Origin of the sequence: Streptomyces sp. CA-243310, assembly GCF_050936775.1 — a bacterium.
GTDB lineage: Bacteria > Actinomycetota > Actinomycetes > Streptomycetales > Streptomycetaceae > Streptomyces.
Genome location: NZ_JBNJMF010000002.1, coordinates 2,673,717 through 2,696,914, shown reverse-complemented (window position 1 = coordinate 2,696,914; position 23,198 = coordinate 2,673,717). Strand labels below are relative to the sequence as shown.

20 protein-coding genes are annotated in these 23,198 nt (G+C 72.0%); 5 read left to right on the top strand and 15 right to left on the bottom strand.

Going from position 1 to position 23,198, the window contains the following annotated elements; all coding sequences use genetic code 11:
• Positions 1–80: 80 nt before the first annotated feature.
• The 10 genes from ACQEVM_RS29720 to ACQEVM_RS29675 form a co-directional block, all read right to left on the bottom strand.
• The gene (locus ACQEVM_RS29720; protein ID WP_433084063.1) at positions 81–1,862 is read right to left on the bottom strand and encodes an IucA/IucC family protein; all 1,782 of its coding nucleotides are present in this window, start codon (positions 1,860–1,862) and stop codon (positions 81–83) included.
• Positions 1,859–2,443, bottom strand: coding sequence for a GNAT family N-acetyltransferase (locus tag ACQEVM_RS29715; protein ID WP_433084061.1), 585 nt, complete (start codon positions 2,441–2,443; stop codon positions 1,859–1,861). Before ACQEVM_RS29715 ends, ACQEVM_RS29720 begins: the two co-directional genes overlap by 4 nt.
• Entirely contained in the window at positions 2,440–3,750 is a 1,311-nt protein-coding gene (locus ACQEVM_RS29710; RefSeq protein WP_433084059.1) for a lysine N(6)-hydroxylase/L-ornithine N(5)-oxygenase family protein, read from the bottom strand. Before ACQEVM_RS29710 ends, ACQEVM_RS29715 begins: the two co-directional genes overlap by 4 nt.
• Entirely contained in the window at positions 3,734–5,224 is a 1,491-nt protein-coding gene (locus tag ACQEVM_RS29705; RefSeq protein ID WP_433084057.1) for a pyridoxal phosphate-dependent decarboxylase family protein, read from the bottom strand. Before ACQEVM_RS29705 ends, ACQEVM_RS29710 begins: the two co-directional genes overlap by 17 nt.
• A gap of 170 nt (positions 5,225–5,394) precedes the next feature.
• On the bottom strand, positions 5,395–6,300 hold the full coding sequence (locus tag ACQEVM_RS29700; protein ID WP_433084055.1) for a siderophore-interacting protein: 906 nt from the start codon (positions 6,298–6,300) through the stop codon (positions 5,395–5,397).
• 63 nt (positions 6,301–6,363) lie between these two features.
• Positions 6,364–7,404, bottom strand: coding sequence for an ABC transporter substrate-binding protein (locus ACQEVM_RS29695; protein WP_433084053.1), 1,041 nt, complete (start codon positions 7,402–7,404; stop codon positions 6,364–6,366).
• Between the two features lie 152 nt (positions 7,405–7,556).
• A complete protein-coding gene (locus tag ACQEVM_RS29690; protein ID WP_267799512.1) occupies positions 7,557–8,717 on the bottom strand; it encodes an acyl-CoA dehydrogenase family protein in 1,161 nt (386 codons plus the stop codon).
• Positions 8,718–8,724: 7 nt separating this feature from the next.
• On the bottom strand, positions 8,725–9,642 hold the full coding sequence (locus ACQEVM_RS29685) for a hydroxymethylglutaryl-CoA lyase (protein ID WP_433085459.1): 918 nt from the start codon (positions 9,640–9,642) through the stop codon (positions 8,725–8,727).
• Between the two features lie 11 nt (positions 9,643–9,653).
• Positions 9,654–11,663, bottom strand: coding sequence for a biotin carboxylase N-terminal domain-containing protein (locus ACQEVM_RS29680; RefSeq protein ID WP_433084051.1), 2,010 nt, complete (start codon positions 11,661–11,663; stop codon positions 9,654–9,656).
• Positions 11,664–11,679: 16 nt separating this feature from the next.
• Positions 11,680–13,296, bottom strand: a complete 1,617-nt coding sequence (locus ACQEVM_RS29675; RefSeq protein ID WP_433084049.1) for a carboxyl transferase domain-containing protein — start codon at positions 13,294–13,296, stop codon at positions 11,680–11,682.
• A gap of 99 nt (positions 13,297–13,395) precedes the next feature.
• Between ACQEVM_RS29675 and ACQEVM_RS29670 the strand changes: the two genes are divergently transcribed.
• Both ACQEVM_RS29670 and ACQEVM_RS29665 read left to right on the top strand, forming a co-directional pair.
• Positions 13,396–13,974, top strand: coding sequence for an SACE_7040 family transcriptional regulator (locus ACQEVM_RS29670; protein ID WP_053674726.1), 579 nt, complete (start codon positions 13,396–13,398; stop codon positions 13,972–13,974).
• A 56-nt stretch (positions 13,975–14,030) separates the two neighbouring features.
• Positions 14,031–14,852 (top strand): phosphatase, encoded by an 822-nt coding sequence (locus ACQEVM_RS29665; RefSeq protein ID WP_433085457.1) that lies wholly within the window; start codon positions 14,031–14,033, stop codon positions 14,850–14,852.
• A gap of 73 nt (positions 14,853–14,925) precedes the next feature.
• Here the strand turns inward: ACQEVM_RS29665 and ACQEVM_RS29660 are convergent, their stop codons facing one another.
• Positions 14,926–15,789 carry an SDR family NAD(P)-dependent oxidoreductase gene (locus ACQEVM_RS29660; protein ID WP_433084046.1) on the bottom strand — a complete coding sequence of 288 codons (864 nt, stop codon included), beginning with the start codon at positions 15,787–15,789 and terminating at the stop codon, positions 14,926–14,928.
• A 91-nt stretch (positions 15,790–15,880) separates the two neighbouring features.
• On the opposite strand from ACQEVM_RS29660, the gene ACQEVM_RS29655 reads away from it, so the two are divergent.
• Together ACQEVM_RS29655 and ACQEVM_RS29650 are read left to right on the top strand one after the other, a co-directional pair.
• Positions 15,881–16,330 (top strand): MarR family winged helix-turn-helix transcriptional regulator, encoded by a 450-nt coding sequence (locus ACQEVM_RS29655; RefSeq protein ID WP_433084044.1) that lies wholly within the window; start codon positions 15,881–15,883, stop codon positions 16,328–16,330.
• Between the two features lie 103 nt (positions 16,331–16,433).
• Positions 16,434–17,264, top strand: a complete 831-nt coding sequence (locus tag ACQEVM_RS29650) for a DUF4253 domain-containing protein (RefSeq protein WP_433084042.1) — start codon at positions 16,434–16,436, stop codon at positions 17,262–17,264.
• Between the two features lie 39 nt (positions 17,265–17,303).
• On the opposite strand, the gene ACQEVM_RS29645 is transcribed toward ACQEVM_RS29650, so the two are convergent.
• The 4 genes from ACQEVM_RS29645 to ACQEVM_RS29630 form a co-directional block, all read right to left on the bottom strand.
• Entirely contained in the window at positions 17,304–18,182 is an 879-nt protein-coding gene (locus ACQEVM_RS29645; protein ID WP_267799520.1) for an acyl-CoA thioesterase, read from the bottom strand.
• Positions 18,183–18,218: 36 nt separating this feature from the next.
• On the bottom strand, positions 18,219–19,376 hold the full coding sequence (locus ACQEVM_RS29640) for an acyl-CoA dehydrogenase family protein (RefSeq protein WP_433084040.1): 1,158 nt from the start codon (positions 19,374–19,376) through the stop codon (positions 18,219–18,221).
• A gap of 246 nt (positions 19,377–19,622) precedes the next feature.
• On the bottom strand, positions 19,623–20,147 hold the full coding sequence (locus ACQEVM_RS29635) for a CAP domain-containing protein (RefSeq protein WP_433084038.1): 525 nt from the start codon (positions 20,145–20,147) through the stop codon (positions 19,623–19,625).
• Positions 20,148–20,457: 310 nt separating this feature from the next.
• On the bottom strand, positions 20,458–22,113 hold the full coding sequence (locus ACQEVM_RS29630; protein WP_433085455.1) for a PucR family transcriptional regulator: 1,656 nt from the start codon (positions 22,111–22,113) through the stop codon (positions 20,458–20,460).
• Positions 22,114–22,234: 121 nt separating this feature from the next.
• On the opposite strand from ACQEVM_RS29630, the gene speB reads away from it, so the two are divergent.
• A complete protein-coding gene (speB, locus tag ACQEVM_RS29625) occupies positions 22,235–23,197 on the top strand; it encodes an agmatinase (RefSeq protein ID WP_053674744.1) in 963 nt (320 codons plus the stop codon).
• Position 23,198 lies beyond the last annotated feature (1 nt).

The window sequence follows — 23,198 nt, the reverse complement described above, 5'->3', positions numbered from 1 at the left end:
AACGGGGCGAACGGGGCGGTCGGGCGCAAGGGCGCGGGCGGGCTTCCGAGGGACCGTATCGGAAGCCCGCCCGCGGGTCGTCACCGTCGGGCGAAGGGCGCGACGGGGTTCTTGAGGTTGCCGATCAGCTGGAGGGCCGCCGACGGGTCGGCGAGGTCGACCATCTGCTTGTTGTTGCGCAGCTGGAGACGGTTGAGGCAGGACAGCTGGAACTCCTGCGCGAACAGGTCGTAGCGCTCGAAGCGCTCCGCCAGCTGGGGCATGGACTCCTGGTAGTCGTGGCCGCAGTCCGCGACGGCCTTCCAGAAGGTGTCCTCCTCGCAGATGCCCTCCGTGACCAGGATCGAGCCCAGGAAGCGGAAGAAGCAGTCGAAGACGTCCGTGAAGACGGACAGCAGCTTCATGTCCTCCGGGATGTCCGCCCGGACCCGCTCGACCGCGGGAGGCAGGACCGCGTCCGCGTCCATGACCACGATCTCCTCGGCGATGTCCTTGAAGATCGCCCGCTTCACCACGCCGCCCTCGATGACGAGGATGGTGTTCTCGCCGTGCGGCATGTAGGCGAGGTCGTACTGGTAGAAGCAGTGCAGCAGCGGAACCAGGTACGCCTTCAGGTACGAGCGCAGCCACTCGGTCGGGGTGAGGCCCGACTCCGCGATCAGCGCGCCGACGAAGGACTTGCCCTCGGCGTCGACGTGCAGGAGCGAGGCCATCGTGGCGAGCCGCTCGTCGCCCTTCAGCGAACCGACCGGGGACTCGCGCCACAGCGCGGCCAGCATCTTGCGGTACGGGGAGTACCGGTCGGTCGCCCGCTCGTACTGGCGGTGGTGGTAACCGATCGCCGCGCGCTCACGGATGATCGAGAAGTCCACCGACCGCAGGACCTCGTCCGACTCGATCAGCTGGTGCAGCCAGTCGTTGATCGCCGGAGTGGCCTCCATGTACGTGGCCGACAGGCCGCGCATGAAGCCCATGTTGAGGACGGAGATGGCCGTCTTGACGTAGTGCTTCTCCGGCGCGCTCCGGTTGAAGAACGTGCGGATCGACTGCTGCGCCAGGTAGGCGTCCTCGCCCTCGCCCAGCAGCACGAGGCGGCGGTTGGCGATCTCGGCGGCGAAGGTGACCGTGGTCTTGTTCCACCACTGCCAGGGGTGCACCGGGAAGAGGTGGTAGTCCGCCAGGTCCAGGCCCAGTTCCGACATGCGGGCGGCGAAGCCCTCGACGGCCCGCTCACCGAGCTCCTCGCGCATGAAGGAGTCGTGGTCCAGGCCGGCGCCCGCCGTGAAGGTCGAGACGTCCTTGTGGGCGGCCGCCCACACCAGGTGGACCGGGCTCGCCGTCTCCGGGGCGTACGAGAGGTACTCGTGCACGCCGAAACCGAGGCGGCCGTTGTTGGCGACGAAGCAGGGGTGGCCCTCGGTCATGCCCGTCTCGATGTCCTGGAAGGAGGACTTCGCGAGGACGTCGGAGGACACCTGCGGCTTGGTGTACTTGAAGCCGGTGCCGGCCAGGGTGGAGGAGATCTCCTCCAGGTACACCGGCAGGACCTCGGCGCTCAGGCCCAGGGTCTCGCGCAGCTCGATGTGGAAGTCGATGGCGTCCAGGGGGACCTCGGCCCCGTCCCGGTGCCGGGTGATGGAGGACTCCTCGACCGCCCAGTGGTCCAGGGCGTGCAGGGCGGACGCGAAGCGGTACTCGACCGAGCCGTCGTCGCTGCGGACCGCGTAGCGGTCGTCGCCCAGCGGTTCGGGGGTCAGCAGCCGCTCGTGGGAGAACTCGGCGAGGGCCTTGCGGACCAGGGCGCGGTTGGCGCGGGCCCACAGCTCGGGGGAGAGGTGGGAGACGGCGTCGGCGAGGCTCATATGGATGCTCCGTCGCGGCCGGTGGCCGCCTCGAACTGTTCGCGGGTGCAGAAGCTCAGCAGGGCTTCCTTCTCCGGCTTGGTGACGGGGCGCTCGGCCACGAAGCCGACCGCCTCGTTCAGGGCGTGCACGGCGGTGTTGGCCACATCGGGCTCGACGACGACGCGCAGGGTCCGCGGGTCCGCGAACACGGCCGCCATGACGGTGGTGATCACCGCGCGGGTGAAGCCGTGCAGGGGGGTGTCGCTGGGCGCGACGAGGAAATGCATGCCGACGTCGCCGGGGAGGGCGTCGTACAGGCCGACGAGCTCCAGCTCGGACGGGTCGTACGTCTCCATGAGGAACGCCGGGCGGCCCTCGTGGAGGCCGATGTAGGCCTGGTGGTGCTCGGCGGCGGCGATCCGCATGTACTCGCGCTCGACGTCCGGCAGCGAGGCGTCCTGCATCATCCAGAACGAGGCCTTGGGGTGGGTCACCCAGCCGTGCAGGAGCTCCGCGTCGGCGAAGGGGTCGAGCGGCCGGACCGAGAACTCGCCCAGGGCGGGGTCGGTACGGGTGAAGAGGAGTTCGGTGGTGCTCATGCGAAGGGGCCTTCCGGGGCTGCGAACTGCTGGAACGCGATGGACTTCTCGACCTTGTAGTACTCGCGGCCGAGGAGCTCTCCGATGATGTACGCGTTCCTGTACGCGGCCATGCCCAGGTCGGGCGAGGTGATGGAGTGGTTGTGGACCGTTCCGTTCTGGAGGAACACGTCGTGGCCGGTGACGTCGATGCTGTAGTTGCGGGCGGCGTCGGGGCGGCCGTGGCCGTCGAAGTTCAGCCGGTCGCGCACCGGGGCGAGGAACTCCGGCAGGCTGTACTTGTAGCCCGTGGCCAGGATCAGGCCCTCGGAGGCGAGCGAGAAGTCGCGCTCCTGTTCCTCCTGGCGCAGCCCCAGGGTGTAGGTGCCCGTGGTGGTGTCGTACGCGGCGGAGTTCAGCGAGGTGTTGGTCAGCAGCGTGGTCGGGACCTCGCCCGGCATGCTGATCTTCTTCTGGTAGAGCAGGTCGAAGATGGCGTTGATGAGTTCGCCGTCGATGCCCTTGAAGAGGTTCTTCTGCTGGGTCTCCAGCCGGTACCGGGTCTCCTCCGGGAGCGCGTGGAAGTAGTCCACGTACTCGGGGGAGGTCATCTCCAGCGTCAGCTTCGTGTACTCCAGCGGGAAGAACCGCGGGGAGCGGGTGACCCAGTTGAGCTGGTAGCCGTGGACGTCGATCTCGGCGAGGAGGTCGTGGTAGATCTCCGCGGCGCTCTGGCCGGAACCGACCAGGGTGATCGACTTCTTCTTCTGCAGCTCCGCCTTGTTGTACATGTAGGCGGAGTTGTGGGAGAAGTCCCCGCCCAGGTTCGCGCAGGCCTGGGGGACGAACGGCGGGGTGCCGGTGCCCAGGACCAGCCGCTTGGCGAGGTGGGTCTCGCCCTTGTCCGTGTGGACCTCGTACAGGCCGGCCTGCTCGTCGTAGGTGACCTCGGTGACGGAGGTGGAGAACGCGACGTTGTCGAGGCGGTCGGCGGCCCACCGGCAGTAGTCGTTGTACTCGGCCCGCAGCGGGTAGAAGTTCTCCCGGATGTAGAACGTGTACAGCCGGTCCTTGTCCTTCAGGTAGTTCAGGAAGGAGAAGGGCGAGGTCGGGTCGGCCAGGGTCACCAGGTCCGACATGAACGGCGTCTGCAGGTGCGCGCCGTCCAGGAACATCCCGGCGTGCCACTCGAAGTGCGGCTTCGTCTCGATGAACAGGCCGTCGAGCTCGTCGATCGGCGCGGTCAGGCAGGCGAGTCCCAGGTTGAAGGGGCCGAGGCCGATACCGATGAAATCGAGGGGCCGGCGGGTATCACGAGGCGTGGACAAGGGATTCTCCCAGGTACTGCTCGGCGTGGGACGCGAGGAGGTCGAGGACGGCGCTGATGTCGGCCGTCGTGGTCTGCGGGTTGAGGAGGGTGAACTTCAAGTACTGGCGGCCGTCCACCTTGGTGCCGGCGACGACGGCCTCACCGGAGGCGAACAGGGCCTTGCGGGCGTGCAGGTTGGCCTCGTCGACGAGGTCGGCGCGGACGTCGCCCTCGGGGACGTAGCGGAAGACCAGCGTGGAGATCTGCGGCTTGACGACGACCTCGTAGCGCGGGTCGGCGTCGATGATGTCCCAGCCCTCGGCGGCCAGCGAGACGACCTCGTCGAAGAGCGAGCCGAGACCGTCGGCGCCCATGACGCGCAGGGTCATCCACAGCTTGAGGGCGTCGAAGCGGCGCGTGGTCTGGATGGACTTGTCCACCTGGTTCGGGATCCGCTCCTCCGCCATCCGGCGGGGGTTGAGGTAGTCCGCGTGGTACGTGGCGTGCTTGAGCGTGTCCCGGTCCCGGACCAGCACCGCGCTGGAACTCACGGGCTGGAAGAACGACTTGTGGTAGTCGACGGTGACCGAGTCGGCGCGCTCGATGCCGTCGAGGAGGTGCCGGCGGGTCGGCGAGATCAGCAGCCCGCAGCCGTAGGCGGCGTCCACGTGCATCCACGCGGAGTACTGCCCGGCCAGGCGGGCGATCTCGTGGAGCGGGTCGATGGACCCGAAGTCGGTGGTGCCGGCGGTGGCGACGACGGCCATCGGGAAGAGGCCCTCGCGCTCGCACTCCTCCAGCTCCAGGGCGAGCAGCGAGGTGTCCATGCGGCGGTTCCGGTCGACCGGGACGGAGACGACGGCCTCGTAGCCGAGTCCGAGCATGGCCGCCGACTTCTTCACGCTGAAGTGGCTGGCCTCGGAGCTGAAGATGCGCAGCTTGGGCAGGACCTCGGCCTTGCTCAGTGCCCGACCCTCGTTCAGCGCCTGCTTCATGACCAGGCGGCAGGCCTCGTCGCGGGCCAGGAGCAGCGCGTGGAAGTTGGACTGGCTGCCGCCGGAGGTGAAGACGCCGTCCGCGCCCTCGCCGAGGCCGATGCGGCGCGCGGTCCAGTCGATCAGGCGGCGCTCGATGAGGGTGCCGCCGATGGACTGGTCCCAGGTGTCGAGGGAGGAGTTGACGGCGGAGAGGATCGCCTCGCCGAGCACGGCCGGGATCACGACCGGGCAGTTGAGGTGGCCGAGGTAGCGCGGGTGGTGGAAGTACACCGCGTCCCGGAGGTAGACCTCTTCGAGTTCGTCCAGCACGGCGGCCGGGTCCTCGAGGGGCTTGTCGAGGTCGATCGCGTCGATGACCGGGGCGAGTTCGTCGACGGATATGCCGGTGTGGGGCCGTTCCGTGGTCGCGATCTTCGCGGCGACGCGTTCGACGCCTTCGGTGACGGTACGCCGGTAGAGGTCTGCGGTCGTCTCGTTCAGCAGATGCGAACGCATCAACTTTCCTCCGGGCAGGGGAAGAGGGGGGAGTGGGGAGAAGTCTTAGGTTAGCCTAGCCTAAGTTTCAGACCAAATAGAGAGGGGCCCCGGCCGGAGGCCGAGACCCATCTCTCAATGTCCGCGCGGAGCGCTGGAGTTGTGCGTGGGGGACCGAGGGTCCGCGAGGGCTACAGGGTCGCGGTGGCGTCCTCGCTGGGAGCCTGGCCCGCGTAGGCCTCGGCGAGCAGCTCTTCCTCGCTCGCGCCGAGGCGCCAGTAGCCGATGAAGCGCACCGCGCGCCGATCGATGGAACGTTCCTGCACGAGGTGGCGGCGGACCGCGCGGATCGTTCCCGCCTCGCCCGCGATCCAGGCGTACGGGGCCTGTCCGGAGGGCAGTTCGGCCGCGCGGATCGCATCCACGAGCCGGCCCGCGCGCTCGCGCCCCAGGGCGGGGTCGCGGACGATCCAGGTGATGTCCGCGTCGGCGGGGGCCACCAGGTCGAGTCGGTCGTCCTCGTGCGGGACCTCGAACCAGGCCTTCACCGGCGTGCCGGCGGGCAGTCGTTCGAGGATCGCGGAGGCGGCGGGCAGCGCGGTCTCGTCCGCGTACAGCAGGATCGCGTCCGCGGTGGCGGGTGGCTGGAACCGCACGGACTTGTTCTCCGCGACGGCCGGCCCGATCAGCATGACCCGGCGGCCGGCGACGGCCCGCCCGGCCCAGCGGGACGCGGGGGAGGAGTCGCCGTGGAGCACGAAGTCGATGTCGACCTCGTCCACGCCCTCGGGCGTGCGGCGCTGCTCGCGCACGGTGTACGAGCGCATCACCGGGCGTTCGGCCTCGGGGAGCGCCCGCCAGGCGGCGAACCAGGTGTCCTCGTCCGTGGAGGGCAGCACGGTGTGCTCGGCGCCCCCGGCCGGGAGGAAGAGCGACAGGCTCTGGTCGTACCCGCCGGAGCGGAACCGCGAGAGGGACTCGCCGCCGAACGTGACGCGCAGGAACGAGTGGCCGAGACGGCGCGTGCGGAGCACCTCGAGTTCGAAGAACCGGAAGTGGGCCACGGCCGGGGCCGCGTCGGATGCGGTGACGGTCATGCGGTGAGTCCCTCCTGGGGGTGTGTGCGGCGCCGGTCGGGGCGCCGGGGATCAGCCGGTGGGTCAGCTGACCTTCTTGGCGCCCTGGATGGACTTCGCCAGGTCCTCCAGCAGCTGGGCGCACTTCTCGTAGGAGAAGATCGGCTCGGTCACGCGCGGGGTGATCTGACCGGCCTTGACGGCGGGCATCTCGGCCCAGGTCGGCTTGGCCGCGAGGTCCTTCGGCTGCAGGGTGCCGGTGCGGTTGTCGAGCAGGATGACGTCGGCCTTGTACTTGCCGGCGTTCTCCCAGCTGAGGCTCTCGAAGAAGCCGCCCTCGTCCAGCTTCTCCGGGGTGACGAACTCGACGCCGAGCGACTCGAAGTACTTCAGGTCGGCGGAGGTCTTCGGGGTGGAGGCGTAGAACAGGTCGGCGGCGCCGGAACCGACGAGCACCTTGATGCCCGGGTTCGCCTTGGTGGCCTCGCGGAGCTTGGCGGATGCGGCCTCGAAGCGGGCCTTGGCGTCCACGGTCTTCTTGGCGTTCATGTCGGCGCCGAGGGCCTTGGCGAGGTCCGCGGTGCGGGCCAGCGCCTTGTCCATGCTGACGTCGCCGCCGACCTTGATCGCGGCGGCCGGGGCCAGCTTCATGATCTTGTCCTTGGAGGCCTCCGGGACGTACCAGTACGAGCCGTCCCAGGAGTTGGTGACCAGCAGGTCGGGCTGGAGGGCCGCGTACTTCTCGACGTTGAACTCGTCGTAGACGTTGCCGAGGATCTCGACCTTGGATATGTCCATCGAGCCGGCCTGGACGTCGGGCTTGCCGTCGGCGGTCTTGGTCGGGCCGAAGACGCCCTTGACGTTCACGCCGTAGTCGTAGAGCGCGGCGGCGGTGCCGGTGAAGGCGACGATGTTCTTCGGGGCGGCCTTCGTGGAGACGTCCTTGCCGAGGTCGTCCTTGAAGGTCCAGGGGCCCGAGGCCGCAGCGGTCTTGTCCGCGTCGCCGGCCCCGTCCTTCGCCTTGTCGGTGCCGCCGCACGCGGAGAGCGCCGCGACGAGGCTCAGGGCACCGCCGGCCGCGATGAGACCGCGGCGGGTGAGGAGGGAGGATCGGGACTTGGGCATGTCGGTGTCCGCTTTCGTGCGTGCCGGGCGGCCACTGGGCCGTTCGAAGGGAAGGTTAGCCTAACCTTGGCCGAAAACGGTAAGGGGGCCCTTAGTTTCTCGGGCCCCCTCGTGTGAGCTGTCGCACGACCGACCTGTCGGTCGGCCACCGGTCAGCCGGCGAAGCCCAGTTCGCGGGCGATCAGCATGCGCTGCACCTCGCTGGTGCCCTCGCCGATCTCCAGGATCTTGGAGTCCCGCCACATGCGGGCCACCGGGTACTCGTTCATGAACCCGTAGCCCCCGTGGATCTGCGTGGCCTCACGGGCGTTGTCGACGGCGACCGTGGAGGAGTACAGCTTGGCGATGGCCGCCTCCTTCTTGAACGGCTCGCCGGCCACCAGCCGCGAGGCGGCGTCCCGCCAGCCGACACGGGCCATGTGGGCGCGCATCTCCATGTCCGCCAGCTTGAACTGGATGGCCTGGTTGTCGCCGATGGGCCGGCCGAAGGCCTTGCGTTCCTTGGCGTACTTCACCGACTCGTCGACACAGCCCTGGGCCAGGCCCGTGGCGAGTGCGGAGATGGCGATGCGGCCCTCGTCGAGGATCCGCAGGAACTGGGCGTAGCCGCGGCCCTCCTGGCCGACCAGGTTGGCCAGGGGCACCCGCACGTCCTGGAACGACAGCTCACGGGTGTCGGACGAGTTCCAGCCGACCTTGGAGTACGGGGCCGCCACCGTGAAGCCGGGCGTGCCGGACGGCACGATGATCGAGGAGATCTCGGGCCGACCGTCCGCCTTGCGCCCGGTCACCGCGGTGACCGTGACCAACCCGGTGATGTCCGTACCGGAGTTGGTGATGAAGCACTTCGAGCCGTTGATCACCCACTCGTCACCGTCCTTGACGGCCGTCGTACGGGTGCCGCCCGCGTCCGAGCCGCCGTCCGGCTCGGTCAGACCGAAGGCACCCAGCACCTCGCCGGAGCACATCCTCGGCAGCCACTCCCGCTTCTGCTCCTCGGTGCCGAACAGGTGGATCGGCATGGCGCCGAGCGAGACGCCGGCCTCCAGGGTGATGGCGACCGAGGAGTCGACGCGGGCCAGCTCCTCCAGGGCGATGCCGAGGGCGAGGTAGTCGCCGCCCATGCCGCCGTACTCCTCCGGGAAGGGCAGGCCGAACAGGCCCATGCGGCCCATCTCGCGGACGATCTCGTACGGGAACTCGTGCCGCTCGTACAGGTCGCCGATCTTGGGGGCGACGACGTCGTGCGCGAAGGCCTCGACGGTGCGGCGGAGTTCCTCGTGCTCGGGGGTGAGCCGGTGGTCGAGGGACATGTCTTCGTTACTCCTTGTGGGAGAGGGCGCGGACGGTACGGGAGGGGCTGGGGCGCCCCAACCGCTCGGCCATCCACACGCTCGTGGCGGTGAGGGCGGCCAGGTCGACCCCGGTCTCGATGCCGAGGCCGTCGAGCATCCACACGAGGTCCTCGGTGGCCAGGTTGCCGGTGGCGCTCTTCGCGTACGGGCAGCCGCCGAGGCCGCCGGCGGAGGCGTCGACCGTGGTCACGCCGCGTCGGAGCGCGGCGAGGGTGTTGGAGAGGGCCTGGCCGTAGGTGTCGTGGAAGTGGACACCGATCCGGCCGGTCTCCACGCCCACCTCGTCGAGCCCGTCGAGGAGGGCCCCGACATGGCCCGGGGTGGCGACGCCGATGGTGTCGCCGAGACTCAGTTCGTCGCAGCCGAGGTCCAGCAGGGCCTTGGCCACGGAGACCACCTGCGGGACGGGCACGGCGCCCTCCCAGGGGTCGCCGAAGCACATGGAGAGGTACCCGCGCACATGGGCGCCCCGCTCCTTCGCCCGGGCCACCACGGGCTCGAACATGGCCAGGGACTCGGCGACGGTCCGGTTGAGGTTGCGGGCCGCGAAGGTCTCCGTCGCGGAACCGAACACCGCGATCCGATCGGCCCCCAGGGCGAGCGCGCGGTCCAGGCCGCGCTCGTTGGGGACGAGGACGGGCAGGTCGGCGGACACGTCGGAGAGCAGCGGGAAGAGCTGTTCCGCGTCGGCGAGCTGGGGCACCCACTTGGGGTGGACGAAGCTGGTGGCCTCGATGGTGGTGAGGCCGGCCGCGGCGAGCCGGTGGACGAACTCGGCCTTCACCTCGGTCGGTACGGACGTCTTCTCGTTCTGCAGTCCGTCGCGGGCACCCACCTCGTGGATGCGGACGCGGGTCGGCAGCCCGGGATCGGGGACCGTCATGGGCAGGCCGTTCACTCGGCGCCCTCCTCTTCCTCCGGGGCGACCACGGCCAGGATCTGGTCCATGGCGACGGTGGTGCCGGGCGTCACGTCGAGTTCGGTGACCGTGCCGGCGTGCGGGGCGGAGATGACGTGCTCCATCTTCATCGCCTCCACCACGAGCAGGCTCTGACCGGCCGCCACCCGGTCCCCGACGGCCACCTTCACGACGGTGACGGTGCCGGGCATCGGGGCGGCCAACGTGCCCGCGCCGCCGTGGCCGCGCCCGGTGAGCGCCGCGGCGACGGGGTCGTGGCGCTGGAGGTGCCAGGAGTCGCCGTCGCGGCCGAGCCAGGTGCCCTCCGGGGAGGCGGCGTGGCTGAAGCGGTGGGTGACGCCGTCGAGTTCCACCGTGACCGTGTCGGGGGTCCGGGCCACGATCCGGCCGCGGACCGCTGTACCGGAGCTCGCGGGGAGGATCTCCGTGTCGCGGCCGGCCGGGCGGGTGCGGACCTCCACCGGGTCCTGCCCAGGGAGGCGCAGGTGGTGGACCGTCCAGGCGGGGCTGCCGCCCAGGCGCCAGCCGTCGGCGGCGTCGAACGGGTCCACCCACCCTCCCGGCCGCGCCGGCGCGGGCTCCTCGGCGAGCAGTGCCGCCGCCGCGTACACCTCGTCCGGGATTCCCTCCGGGAGCAGTGCCGCGAGGTCGCGCTCGACCAGCCCGGTGTCGAGGTCGCCCGACACCACGTCGGGGTGCGCCAGCAGCCGCCGCAGGAAACCGGCGTTGGTCTGGACGCCCAGGATCACGGTGTCCGCGAGGGCCCCCCGCAGCAACCGCAGGGCGCTCGCGCGGTCCGGCCCGTACGCGATGACCTTGGACAGCATCGGGTCGTAGGCGGAACCCACCGGCACGCCGGCCGTCAGACCGGAGTCGGTGCGCACCGCCCCGCCGGACGGTTCCGACAGGGCCAGGACCGTACCGCCCGAGGGCAGGAACCCGCGGGCCGGGTCCTCGGCGCAGACGCGGGCCTCGATGGCGTGGCCGGTCAGGGTCACGTCCTCCTGCCCGAACCCGAGGGGGGCTCCCGCCGCGACCCGCAGTTGCTGTTCGACCAGGTCCAGGCCGGTGATCAGTTCCGTCACCGGGTGTTCCACCTGGAGACGGGTGTTCATCTCCATGAAGTAGTACGAGGACGGGTCGCCGCCCGGCACGATGAACTCCACGGTGCCCGCGCCGACGTACCCGCAGGAACGGGCCGCCTCCACGGCCGCCGCGCCCATCGACGCCCGCAGCTGAGGCGTCAGCAGGACCGACGGGGCCTCCTCGACGACCTTCTGGTGGCGCCGCTGGAGCGAGCACTCCCGCTCGCCCAGGTGCACCACGTTGCCGTGCGCGTCCGCCAGCACCTGGATCTCGATGTGCCGCGGCCGGTCCACCCAGCGCTCGACGAGCAGGGTGTCGTCACCGAAGGAGGACCGGGCCTCGCGCCGCGCCGCGGCGATCTCCTCGCCGAGCAGCTCCGCGTCGCGGACCAGCCGCATGCCCTTGCCGCCGCCGCCCGCGGAGGGCTTCAGCAGCACCGGCATGCCGATCTTCTCGGAGGCGGAGACCAGTTCGGCGTCGGTGAGACCGCTGCCGGAGGAGCCGGGGACGACGGGCACGCCCGCCTCCTTCACCGTCTCCTTCGCCCGGATCTTGTCGCCCATCAGGGAGATCGCGCTCGCCGGGGGCCCGATGAAGGCCAGCCCGGCCTCCGCGCAGGCCGCCGCGAAGGCGGCGTTCTCCGCGAGGAAGCCGTACCCGGGGTGGACCGCCTCGGCGCCGGTGCGGCGGGCCGCGTCCAGGAGCCGCTCCACCGACAGGTAGCTCTCGGCGGCGGCCTCCGGACCGATCCGGACGGCCGTGTCGGCCTCCCGCACGTGGCGGGCGTCCGCGTCGGCGTCGCTGAAGACGGCCACGGAGCGGATGCCGAGCTCCCGCAGGGTGCGGATGACCCGGACCGCGATCTCGCCGCGGTTCGCGACCAGAACAGTGCTGAACATCGAAGAGGTCCTCACGTCACATGCGGAAGATGCCGAAAGCGGAGTCGCCCAAGGGGGCGTTCGCGCACGCGGTCAGGGCCAGCCCGAGCACCTGTCGGGTCTCCATCGGGTCGATGACCCCGTCGTCCCAGAGGCGGGCGGTGGCGTAGTAGGCGTTGCCCTGTTCCTCGTACTGCGCGCGGACCGGGGCCTTGAAGGCCTCCTCGTCCTCGGCCGGCCAGTCCTGGCCCGCGCCCTCGATCTGGTCCCGCTTGACGGTGGCCAGCACGGAGGCCGCCTGCTCGCCGCCCATCACCGAGATCTTCGCGTTCGGCCACATCCACAGGAAGCGCGGCGAGTAGGCCCGGCCGCACATCGAGTAGTTGCCCGCCCCGTAGGAACCGCCGACGACCACCGTCAGCTTCGGGACCCGGGCGCACGCCACGGCCGTCACCATCTTGGCGCCGTGCTTGGCGATGCCGCCCGCCTCGTAGTCCCGGCCGACCATGAACCCCGAGATGTTCTGGAGGAAGAGGAGCGGGATCCCGCGCTGGTCGCACAGCTCGATGAAGTGCGCGCCCTTCTGGGCGGACTCGGAGAAGAGGATGCCGTTGTTGGCGATGATGCCGACCGGGTGCCCGTGGATCCGGGCGAAACCGGTGACCAGCGTCTGCCCGAACTCCGCCTTGAACTCCTGGAAGCGGGACCCGTCCACGACCCGGGCGATGACCTCGCGGGCGTCGTAGGGGGTGCGGGAGTCGACCGGCACCGCGCCGTACAGGCCGTACGGGTCCACCTTCGGCTCCTCGGGAGCCTCCACCGACCAGGGCAGGGCCGCGCGGTCGGGCAGCGTCGCCACGATGTTCCGTACGATCCGCAGCGCGTGCGCGTCGTCCTCCGCGAGGTGGTCGGTCACGCCCGAGGTGCGGGAGTGGACCTCGCCGCCGCCCAGTTCCTCGGCCGTGACGACCTCGCCCGTCGCGGCCTTCACCAGCGGCGGGCCACCGAGGAAGATCGTGCCCTGGCCGCGCACGATGACGGCCTCGTCGCTCATGGCCGGGACGTACGCCCCGCCGGCGGTGCAGGAACCGAGCACGGCCGCGATCTGCGGGATGCCGGCCCCGGACATGCGGGCCTGGTTGTAGAAGATGCGGCCGAAGTGCTCCCGGTCGGGGAAGACCTCGTCCTGCATGGGCAGGAAGGCGCCGCCGGAGTCGACCAGGTAGAGGCAGGGGAGACGATTCTCCAGAGCCACCTCCTGGGCGCGGAGGTGCTTCTTGACGGTCATCGGGTAGTAGGTGCCGCCCTTGACGGTGGCGTCGTTCGCGACGATGACGCACTCGCGGCCACTGACCCGGCCGATGCCCGCGATGACCCCGGCCGCCGGGGCCGCGCCCCCGTACATGCCCTCGGCGGCCAGCGGGGCCAGCTCCAGGAAGGGCGATCCGGGGTCGAGGAGGGCGTCCACGCGGTCGCGGGGAAGCAGCTTCCCGCGGGCGGTGTGGCGGGCGCGGGCCCGCTCCCCGCCGCCCAGGCGGGCCGCCTCCAGCCGGGCGCGCAGGCCCTCGGCGAGTTCGCGGTGGGCGGCCTCGTTGGTCCGCCAGGCCTCGGACGCCGGGTCCGCGGCGCTCGTCAGCACTGGTGCCTGCTGCATCGGTCGAGCTCCCTTGCTCGGTGCACGCGGTTAATGGTCGTTAACGCGTATGGGCCTTAGGTTAACGAGCGCTAACGGCCCTGTCTAGAATGGTTTCCCATGAGCACCAGAGCGGCCGCCCCGACCCGTCGCGAGCAGATCCTCAGTGAGGCCGCTCGTCTCTTCGCCGAGCGCGGCTTCCACGGCGTCGGAGTGGACGAGATAGGGGCCGCGGTGGGCATCAGCGGCCCCGGCCTGTACCGGCACTTCGCCGGCAAGGACGCCATGCTCGCCGAACTGCTCGTCGGGATCAGCGAGCGGCTGCTCACGGGCGGCCGGCGGCGCGCCGAGGAGGCGGCCGGCGACCCGACGGCGCTGCTGGCCTCCCTCGTGGAGGGCCACATCGACTTCGCGCTCGACGACCGGGCGCTGATCACCCTGCACGACCGGGAGCTGGACCGGCTGCGGGAGGCCGACCGCAAGCTCGTACGACAGTTGCAGCGCCAGTACGTCGAGCTGTGGGTACAGGTCGTGCGCGAGCTGCACCCCGAGGTGGGGGAGGCGCAGGTACGGGTCTCCGTGCACGCGGTCTTCGGCCTGCTGAACTCCACTCCGCACCTGGCGGCGCTGGGCCGGGAGGCCACCGAGTCCCTGCTGCGGCGGCTCGCCAACGGCGCCTTCGGGGCGCTGTCGGGGTGACGCCCGGCGTCCGCGGGTCGAAATGGTTCCGGCGCGTGACGGCGCGCGACGGCAGAATGGGCCGTATGCCGAAGCCGATAGAGACGCCCGCCCAGTCCTCTCAAGCGCCGAGCCGAGCCGAACTCGTCGACCACCTGGTCCGCACGCGGATCGCGGGTGACGTCGCCACCCCGCGCGAGAACAACCTGTCCCACTACCGCAAGCTCGCCAACGGCGACCGCCACTACTGGCTGGGCCTTGAACTCGGCGACCGCTGGGCCGACGAGCAGGACGTGCTCGCCGTGATGGCGGAACGCTGTGGAGTGGTCGACGACGCGACCCACCGCCACGGCCAGGACACCATCGACCCGGAACTGACGGTCGCCGCCCTGGACCGGCTCGCGGCCCGACTGCGCAAGGCCGCCCTGGACCGGCAGAGCGTCCTGCTGGCCACCGGGCACCCCGGCGGCCTGCTGGACGTCCACCGGGCGACCGGCGAGGCCCTGCGGGCGGCCGGTTGCGAGATCGTGGTCATCCCGCGCGGGCTGGTCGCGGACGAGTGCTCCGTATGGCAGTTCGCCGACGTCGCCGTGCTGGAGCGGGGTGCGACCCTGTGGCACACCCACTCGCCGGAGCCCATGGCCGCGATCCTGGACGGGCTGGCGGCCGAGAACCGCCCCCAGCCGGACCTGGTCCTGGCCGACCACGGCTGGGCGGGCTGCGCGGCGCAGCGGGGCCTGGACGCGGTGGGCTACGCGGACTGCAACGACCCCGCCCTGTTCCTCGCCGAGGCGGAGGGCACCCTCCAGATCGCGATCCCGCTCGACGACCACGTCCGGGACCCGCGCCACTACGACCCGATGGTGGCCTACCTGCTGGACGCCGCGGGCCTGGCCTGAGGATCGCCGACGCCAGCCGGGGCGTGCGCCCCGGCCGACGGGTCCGGCCGGGAGGGCCGCGTCGCGGCCGTGGTCACTTGACCCAGCCGGCGGTGAAGTCCTGGACGGCCGAGCCGTCGAGGTCGGCCAGCTTGATGCCCACGAAGTCCCGCGCCCAGTCGGAGGTCTGCACCCGGAACGGCATCCGCTCCGCGGTCAGCGCCTCGACGACGGGAGCGGCGGCCTCGGCCGAGGTCTGGGCGTTGTCGAAGGCCTGTGAGGTGCGCCCGAGGTAGGCCTGGAGCGCGGGGGCGTACGGTCCGGCCTCGGTGAGCAGGGCCGGTACGTCGATTCCGATGGTGGCGACGAACTCGCTGGCGACGGCGCCCGGTTCGACGACGGCCACCTGGACGCCGGTGGTCGCGACGACCGGGGCGAGCGACTCCATGAAGCCCTCGACGGCGAACTTGGCCGCGCAGTAGGCCTCGTTGAACGGCTGGCCGATCATGCCGCCGACGCTCGTCACCGTGATGACCCGGCCGCCCGAGGCGCGCAGGTGGGGGAGCGCCGCCCGGGTGACCTCGACGACGCCGAAGTAGTTGACCTCCATCGCGGCCCGGACCGGCTCCATGCCGTGCTGTTCGATCGTGCCGACGAACCCGGCGCCCGCGTTGTTCACCACGGCGTCGAGTCGTCCGTGTTCGGCGACGATCTCCGCCACGCAGCGGGCCACGGAGTCGGCGTCCGTCACGTCGAGCGGCTTGACCTGGATCAGGTCGGAGACGCCGGCTTCGGCGGCCGCCTCCAGCAGGGCGTCGGCGCGGCCGGTGTTGCGCATGGTGGCGACGGTGTGCAGGCCCGCGCGGGCGGCGGCGACCGCGGCGGCCAGGCCGATGCCGGTCGAGGTGCCGGTGATGAGGACGACCTTGGGGCCGGTGGGGGTGGGGGTGACGGACATGGGGGGTCTCCTGAGAATCGATGCTTTTCTGTGCGTGCACACACACATTAGCCGTGTGTGCGTGTGCACGCAATTAGGTAGGCTCCTCGGCATGGCGCACAACGAGCTCTCCATGGGTGGACTCACCCCCCGCGACCACGCCTTCTACGGCCTGGTCTGGGCCGGCACCACCCTCACCGCCCGGGTCGACCAGGCCCTCACCCGGCGGCACGACCTGCCGCTCTCGTGGTTCGAGGTGATGCTGTGGCTCCACGCCCAGGAGGAGCCGGTCGCCTCCTCCGAGCTGGGGGCCAGGACCCTGCTCAGCCGCAGCCAGGTCTCCCGGGTCGCCGACTCGCTCCAGGCGCGCGGCCTCGTCGAGCGGATACCCTCCCCGACCGACGCGCGCTCCGTGCGGATCGCCCTGACCGACGCGGGCCGGCGCGCCTTCCGGGAGGCCGACGCCACCCGCCGCGAGGCCCTCGCCGAGGTCTTCGACGGCCGGCTCGACGACGCGGACATCGCCGCGCTCGGCGCGATCTGGGCCAAGCTCAAGGCGTAGGCCCTCCGGGCCGTCCCTTCCGTTCCGACCGGCAACGGCGCCCGGACCGGCAACGGCGCCCCGAGGGGCGGGCGTTGTCAGTGTCGGCGCCTACGGTCGCCCCATGACCAAGACGCCGAACCCGCTGTCCGTGTTGGCCGCCGACCCGCAAGGCCGTTCCCTGGGGCTCGCGTTGCCGCCCGGCACGCTGATCGACGGGCCCGGCCGACGGTTCGCGCGCCGATCCCCGTCGGTGTGGGTCTCCGACGACCCCGTGGGCCCCGGAGCGCTCGCCGTCCACCGCGGCCCGGCACGGGCGGCCGGCCTCCAGGCGCTGCTGTTCCAGGACCGCCGCGGCCTGGAGGACTGGTGGACCCGCGGTGAGCTGCGGCCCCGCGAGATGTCCGACCCCGACGACCACCACGTGGAGCCGGTCCTGCGCGCGTACTGGGCGGGGGTGGTCCCCGACCCCGAGGAGGGAGCCGAGGGCGCGGAGCTGATCGCGCCCTTCGGTCGGGAGTGGCCGGGGCTCGCCCAGCCCGGGGTCCCGGACGGCGACCCGGAGGAACAGGCCGTCGCCCGGGCCGACGAGCTGATCCGGGAGGGCGTCCTGCCGAGCCCCCGACTCGCCCTGATACCGGCGGCCCGGGGAGCGGACGCGCCCACGGCGATGGGGTGGCGCGGCCCGCTGAACCACGAGAACGACACGGTTCGCGTCAGCACCGTCCTGCGCTCCTGGGAAGACCGTTACGGCGCCCGCGTCCTCGCCCTCGGCTTCGACGAGCTCCACCTCTCGGTGGCCGCCCCGCCCGCGACGCGGGCCGCCGCCCTCCCGGTCGCCGCCGAGCACTTCGCCTTCTGCCCCGACAACGTCTGGCAGGGCTCCGGCAGCGTGCACGCCTACGCGGACGAGGCCGTCGTCGGCGCGCGGACCTGGGGATTCTGGTGGGACTGAGCAAACGGGGGCCGGCCCCGGTCCCGCTCGCCCGCGGGCTCAGCCGCGCGGGACGCGCACCACGCCCTCCTGGATGACGGTGACGGCCAGCCGCCCGTCCTGGGTCCAGATGCGGGCCTGCCCCAGACCCCGGCCGGCGGCGGCCGAGGGGGACTCCTGGTCGTACAGCAGCCACTCGTCGGCGCGGAACGGCCGGTGGAACCACATCGCGTGGTCCAGCGAGGCGCCCACCACGTCACCGACGGCCCAGCCGCCCCGGCCGTGCGCGAGCAGCACCGAGTCGAGCAGGGTCATGTCGGAGACGTACGTGGCCAGGCAGGTGTGCAGCAGGGCGTCGTCGCTCTCCAGCTTCCCGGCGGTACGGAACCACACCTGCGAGCGCGGCTCGACCGGCTGCCCGACACTGCCCCACGGAGGGGTCGTCGCGTACCGCAGGTCCACCGCGCCCCGTGCCTCGATCAGCCGCTCCACCGTGTCCGGGTCGCGGAAGATCCCCCGGTACGCGGGCAGGGCCTCGGCGGCGGTGGGCAGGGTCTCGGGATCGGGGGCGTCCGGCATCGCCGTCTGGTGGTCCAGCCCCTCCTCGTACGTCTGGAAGGACGCGGAGAGGTGGAAGATCGGCTGGCCGTGCTGGACCGCCACCACCCGGCGGGTGGTGAAGGAGCGCCCGTCGCGGATCCGGTCCACCGAGTACACGATGGGCGCGCCGGGGTCGCCGGCGCGCAGGAAGTACGAGTGCAGCGAATGCGCGGTGCGGTCCCCGGGCACGGTCCGACCGGCCGCGACCAGCGCCTGGGCCGCGACCTGTCCGCCGAAGACGCGCGGTACCAGCGCCGAACGGCTGGTACCGCGGAAGATGTTCTCCTCGATCTGCTCCAGGTCGAGCAGATCGAGGAGCGTCGTCAGAGCCTCGTTCATGGGGGAAGGGTAGGTCCCGCGCGGGTCCGGAATCCCTTACAGGCCCATGGACTTGGCGATGATGGACTTCATGACCTCGCTGGTGCCGCCGTAGATGCGGTTCACGCGGTTGTCGGCGTACAGGCGGGCGATCGGGTACTCGTTCATGTAGCCGTAACCGCCGTGCAGCTGGAGGCACTTGTCGATGACGCGGTGCGCGACCTCGGTCGTGAAGAGCTTCGCGGACGCGGCCTCGGCGGCCGTCAGCTCACCGGCGTCCAGGGCCTCCAGGGCGCGGTCGGCGACGGCCTCGGCCGCGTCCACCTCGGCCTGGCAGGAGGCCAGTTCGAACTTGGTGTTCTGGAAGTGGGCGACCGGCTTGCCGAAGACGGTGCGGTCCGTCACGTACTGCTGGGCGAACCGGACGGCGGCCTTGGCCTGGGCGTACGCGCCGAAGGCGATGCCCCAGCGCTCGGAGGGAAGGTTCGCGCCGAGGTAGTGGAAGCCCTTGTTCTCCTCGCCCATCAGGTCCTCGACCGGGACCTTCACGTCGACGAACGCCAGCTCGGCGGTGTCGGACGTGCGCAGGCCCAGCTTGTCGAGCTTGCGGCCGATCGAGTAGCCCGCGGACTTGGTGTCCACGGCGAAGAGGGAGATGCCGAAGCGGCGGTCGTCCTCGCGCGGGGAGGAGGTGCGGGCGCAGACGATCACCCGGTCGGCGTGCACGCCACCCGTGATGAAGGTCTTGGAGCCGTTGAGGACGTAGTGCGTACCGTCCTCGGAGAGCTTGGCGGTGGTCTTCATGCCCGCGACGTCGGAGCCGGTGCCCGGCTCGGTCATCGCCAGCGCCCACATCTCCTCGCCGGTGACGAACTTCGGCAGGAAGCGCTTCTTCTGCTCGTCGTCGGCCAGCATCTTGATGTAGGGCAGGGCGAGCAGCACGTGCACGCCGGAGCCGCCGAAGTTGACGCCCGCGCGGGAGGTCTCCTCGTAGAGGACGGCCTCGAACTTGTGGGTGTCCAGGCCCGCGCCACCGAACTCCTCGGGCACGTTGATGCCGAAGATGCCCAGCTCACCGAGCTTGTAGTAGAAGTCGCGGGGCGCCTGACCGGCCTGGAACCAGTCGTCGTAGACCGGCACGACCTCGGTCTCGATGAAGTCCCGGATGGTCTCGCGGAACGCCTCGTGGTCCTCGTTGAAAACGGTACGGCGCACGGCCGGACTCCCTTCGTCGCGGCGGTCCGCCGCTTATGTCTAAGCGCTTGCTCATACAAAGTTACCGGCGAGTTGTCCATCCGTCCAGAGAGAGGCGCGGCACACGGCGCGCAGCGCCCGGCACGGGGTCTGCCGGGCGCTGCGCGCGGACGGTCGACGGGGGATCGGAAGGGGGGTGCGTGGGGTTCGGTCCCACCCCGCGTCGCCGTCGGGGGGTCCGGGGTCGGGGTCGGGTGGTCGGGCGGGTCAGGAGTAGTGGCACACGGTGACCCAGCCGCCCTGGACGCCGGCGCCGCTCCTCGCGCCGCAGCCCATCCTGCTGTAGCCGGGCTGGACCATGTTGTAGTAGTGGCCCCAGTCCGCGTACGAGTCGCTATTGGTGTCGTGGTCGGGCCCCGCGGCGTCGTAGGCGCCCTTCTCGGAGGCCCACTGACCGACGGCTCCGTCCGGTCCGACGCTCGATATGTTCTCGGCGACGTTCAACGAGCTGTGGTTCAGCCGGTCGCCCGCGGAGGACTTCGGGTTGTCGGCCCATCCCTGGGCCTGGTTCGCGAGACCGCCGTCCCAGCTCAGGGGCGGCTGACCGTTCTGTTGGCGGATGCTGTTGGTCTCGGCGAGCATGGCCTGCTGCTCGGCCGGGCCGACCGCCGACGGGAGGCCCGCGGAGGCGGCGACGGTCGCCGATGCGGCCGTCGCCGGCAGTAGGCCTCCGGCCAGCAGGGCCGCCGCGGCGACGGCCGCGGCGCGGCGGTGTGTCCGGGTGTGGTGCATGGCGACCTCCTGGTCGCACGGGGGCATGCGGGAAGTCCGGCGCACGAGGGGGCGGTCCCGGGATCGGGCCGCACGGCCGGCTCGGGGCGATGGCGTCAACTGGCCATCGGCGAGGCGAGATCCGGTCGACGGCCCCCGCCGCCTCCGGTGAGTCCAGCGTAGGTCCGGGTCCTGCGTGCGGCGACCGGAGCCGTGGTGGCCCCGTCGCCGCGCGGGCAGCCGGTGGGCGGGCCGTCGGTGGGCGCGTCCCCGGGATCACAACTTCCCTGAGCCCGCGCTCACTTCGCGACCGCCGGTCCGGTCGGGGCCGTCAGTCCCGGGGGTCGGGCGGTGGAGAACCCGCCGGGGGCACGGCGGCCCAGCGCAGGGCGAACCACAACTCCATCCGCACGTCCGCGTCGTCGGGGTCCCGCTCCAACAGCGCCGCGCAGCGGGCGATGCGTTGGCGGACCGTGTTGCGGTGCACGCCCAGAGCCGCCGCGGTCCGGTCCCAGCTTCCGTGATGGGCCAGCCAGCCGCGCAGGGTCTCCCGCAGCACGGGGCCCAGCGGCGCCAGCACCGCCTCGGCGTGCGCGCGGGCCTCGGCTTCGCCCACCAGCCCGGCCACACCGGTGTCCGCGTGGCGGGCCAGGGGCGCGCGGGCGCTCTCGGCGCGCTGGAGGGCGCGGGCGGCCTGAGCGTCGGCGGCGACCAGCGCCTCGGGCGCGGCCGGCGCGGGCGAACTCACGCCGAGCCGCCAGCCCGGCCGGGGGCCGGGATCACGCGGGGTGAGGAGGCGTACGAGGGTGCCCTCGGCGGCGTACAGAGGGGTGCCGAGCGCGGCGGCCAGGGCGGCGGGGTCGCCGCCGCCGCGGGCGTGCACCGCCGTCCACGGGCCGGGCCCGAGTGCCTGGGCGGGGGTGGCGCCGAGCAGCAGCCGGGTGAGGACGGCCGCCTCGCCGGACCCGCCGGGCCGGTCGGCGGTGAGCAGGGTCAGCAGCACGGCGGCGATCGACGCGATCGTCTGGTCGCCCGGCGCGCGCAGCGGGGTCGCCAGGGCGAGTACCGGCCCGGGGGGAGCCGGGACGGCCTGTGGCGCGGGGGAGCCGGGGTCGGCGGGGGGAGAGGGCGTGCCCGCGCCCGTCGGGTCGGGGGCGGCGCCGGGTGGGCGGCGTCCCAGGGTGTACACCGACAGGTGCCAGCCGGCCGCCCGGTCGGTGGCGGTGGCCGGGCCGGGCGCGCCGACGTGGCGCGCCAGGGCCGCCAACGCCTCCCGGGCCGGCTCGGGGACCGGCCGTCCGGCGGAGCGGTCCGGCCCGCCCGGGGTGACCAGGGCCGCGTGCCCGGACACGGCGGTGGCCAGCCGGGCCAGGACCGCCGGGACCGGATCGGGGCGCGAAGCCGCCGCCGCCAGGGACTGCTGGGCCTCGGCGACCCGGCGCAGCTCGGCCGTACGGGCCTGCGCCATCAGCCGCCAGACGGTACGGGCCACCGCCGTGAACGGGGTGCCCGGCGGGACCTCCACGAGCGGCAGCCCGAGCGCGACGCAGGCGGCCGTCAGCTCCCGCGGCACGGTCCCGTGCACGGGGGTGACACCGAAGCCGAGCGCGGCCACCCCGGCCCGTACGAGCCGCTCGACGTACCGGAGCGCGCTCGCCGCGCCCCGGTCCGCCCCGACCGGCGCCCCGTCGCCCGCCGTCCGCGCCCCGCCGCCCGCTCCCCTCCCCGTGCCCGGCCCGTCGTCCCGGCCCAGCCAGGCGCCCGCCGTCAGCAGCAGTTCCCCGCCGAGCAGGTACGGGGACGGGTCGGGCATCTCCGAGGCGTGGACGGCGTGTACGGAGGCCGTGGGCGTGGCGGGGGCCGAGAGGGTCGAGGGGGTCGTTGCCCCGCCGCCGCCCGGCGCGAGCGAGCGCAGCCCCAGCTCCCGGTCCGCGAGCAGGGCCCCCAGCTCCACGCCGGGGGTGGGCGGCTGCTGCTCCTGCGCCATGCGCGGCATGGATACTCCGTACACATCGAGGGGACTCAATGGATGAAACGTACACTTCGAGACCCCGGGATGTCCGTTTACGCTCGAAGGACCGCACACCCCCTCCGGAAGGCACCCCCTGATGAGCACGCAGCCGCGCGGACCCGTCGACTCCTCCCGCATCCCGCGCTACGCGGGCCCCGCGACCTTCGCCCGGCTGCCCCGCCTCGACGAGGTCGGCTCGGCCGACGTGGCCGTCGTCGGCGTGCCCTTCGACTCCGGTGTCTCCTACCGCCCGGGCGCCCGCTTCGGCGGCAACGCCATCCGCGAGGCCTCGCGCCTGCTGCGCCCGTACAACCCGGCGCAGGACGCCTCCCCGTTCGCGCTCGCCCAGGTCGCCGACGCCGGCGACATCGCCGTGAACCCCTTCAACATCAACGAGGCCGTCGACCAGGTCGAGGCCGCCGCCGACGAACTGCTCGGCGCCGGCTCCCGCCTGATGACCCTCGGCGGCGACCACACCATCGCCCTCCCGCTGCTCCGCTCGGTCGCCAAGAAGCACGGCCCGGTCGCGCTGCTCCACTTCGACGCGCACCTCGACACCTGGGACACCTACTTCGGCGCCGAGTACACGCACGGCACCCCGTTCCGCCGCGCCGTCGAGGAGGGCATCCTCGACACCGAGGCGCTCTCGCACGTCGGCACCCGCGGCCCGCTGTACGGCAAGCAGGACCTGACCGACGACGCCAAGATGGGCTTCGGCATCGTGACCTCCGCCGACGTCTACCGGCGCGGCGCCGACGAGGTCGCCGACCAGCTCCGCCAGCGCATCGGGGACCGCCCCCTGTACATCTCCATCGACATCGACGTGCTGGACCCGGCGCACGCCCCCGGCACCGGCACCCCGGAGGCGGGCGGCATGACCTCCCGCGAGCTGCTGGAGATCATCCGCGGACTGTCCTCCTGCAATCTCGTTTCCGCCGACGTGGTCGAGGTCGCCCCGGCGTACGATCACGCCGAGATCACCTCGGTCGCGGCCTCGCACACCGCGTACGAGCTGACCACGATCATGTCGCGACAGATCGCGCAGGCGAAGGGCAAGTAAG

Coding starts and splice junctions, on each gene's coding strand:
- ACQEVM_RS29720 (WP_433084063.1), bottom strand. CDS start 1,862: ATGAGCCTCGCCGACGCCGTCTCCCACCTCTCCCCCGAGCTGTGGGCC.
- ACQEVM_RS29685 (WP_433085459.1), bottom strand. CDS start 9,642: ATGACGGTCCCCGATCCCGGGCTGCCGACCCGCGTCCGCATCCACGAG.
- ACQEVM_RS29675 (WP_433084049.1), bottom strand. CDS start 13,296: ATGCAGCAGGCACCAGTGCTGACGAGCGCCGCGGACCCGGCGTCCGAG.
- ACQEVM_RS29705 (WP_433084057.1), bottom strand. CDS start 5,224: ATGCGTTCGCATCTGCTGAACGAGACGACCGCAGACCTCTACCGGCGT.
- ACQEVM_RS29690 (WP_267799512.1), bottom strand. CDS start 8,717: ATGTCCCTCGACCACCGGCTCACCCCCGAGCACGAGGAACTCCGCCGC.
- ACQEVM_RS29680 (WP_433084051.1), bottom strand. CDS start 11,663: ATGTTCAGCACTGTTCTGGTCGCGAACCGCGGCGAGATCGCGGTCCGG.
- ACQEVM_RS29650 (WP_433084042.1), top strand. CDS start 16,434: ATGACCAAGACGCCGAACCCGCTGTCCGTGTTGGCCGCCGACCCGCAA.
- ACQEVM_RS29700 (WP_433084055.1), bottom strand. CDS start 6,300: ATGACCGTCACCGCATCCGACGCGGCCCCGGCCGTGGCCCACTTCCGG.
- ACQEVM_RS29630 (WP_433085455.1), bottom strand. CDS start 22,113: ATGGCGCAGGAGCAGCAGCCGCCCACCCCCGGCGTGGAGCTGGGGGCC.
- ACQEVM_RS29715 (WP_433084061.1), bottom strand. CDS start 2,443: ATGAGCACCACCGAACTCCTCTTCACCCGTACCGACCCCGCCCTGGGC.
- ACQEVM_RS29670 (WP_053674726.1), top strand. CDS start 13,396: ATGAGCACCAGAGCGGCCGCCCCGACCCGTCGCGAGCAGATCCTCAGT.
- ACQEVM_RS29660 (WP_433084046.1), bottom strand. CDS start 15,789: ATGTCCGTCACCCCCACCCCCACCGGCCCCAAGGTCGTCCTCATCACC.
- ACQEVM_RS29665 (WP_433085457.1), top strand. CDS start 14,031: ATGGGCCGTATGCCGAAGCCGATAGAGACGCCCGCCCAGTCCTCTCAA.
- ACQEVM_RS29655 (WP_433084044.1), top strand. CDS start 15,881: ATGGCGCACAACGAGCTCTCCATGGGTGGACTCACCCCCCGCGACCAC.
- ACQEVM_RS29695 (WP_433084053.1), bottom strand. CDS start 7,404: ATGCCCAAGTCCCGATCCTCCCTCCTCACCCGCCGCGGTCTCATCGCG.
- ACQEVM_RS29645 (WP_267799520.1), bottom strand. CDS start 18,182: ATGAACGAGGCTCTGACGACGCTCCTCGATCTGCTCGACCTGGAGCAG.
- ACQEVM_RS29635 (WP_433084038.1), bottom strand. CDS start 20,147: ATGCACCACACCCGGACACACCGCCGCGCCGCGGCCGTCGCCGCGGCG.
- speB (WP_053674744.1), top strand. CDS start 22,235: ATGAGCACGCAGCCGCGCGGACCCGTCGACTCCTCCCGCATCCCGCGC.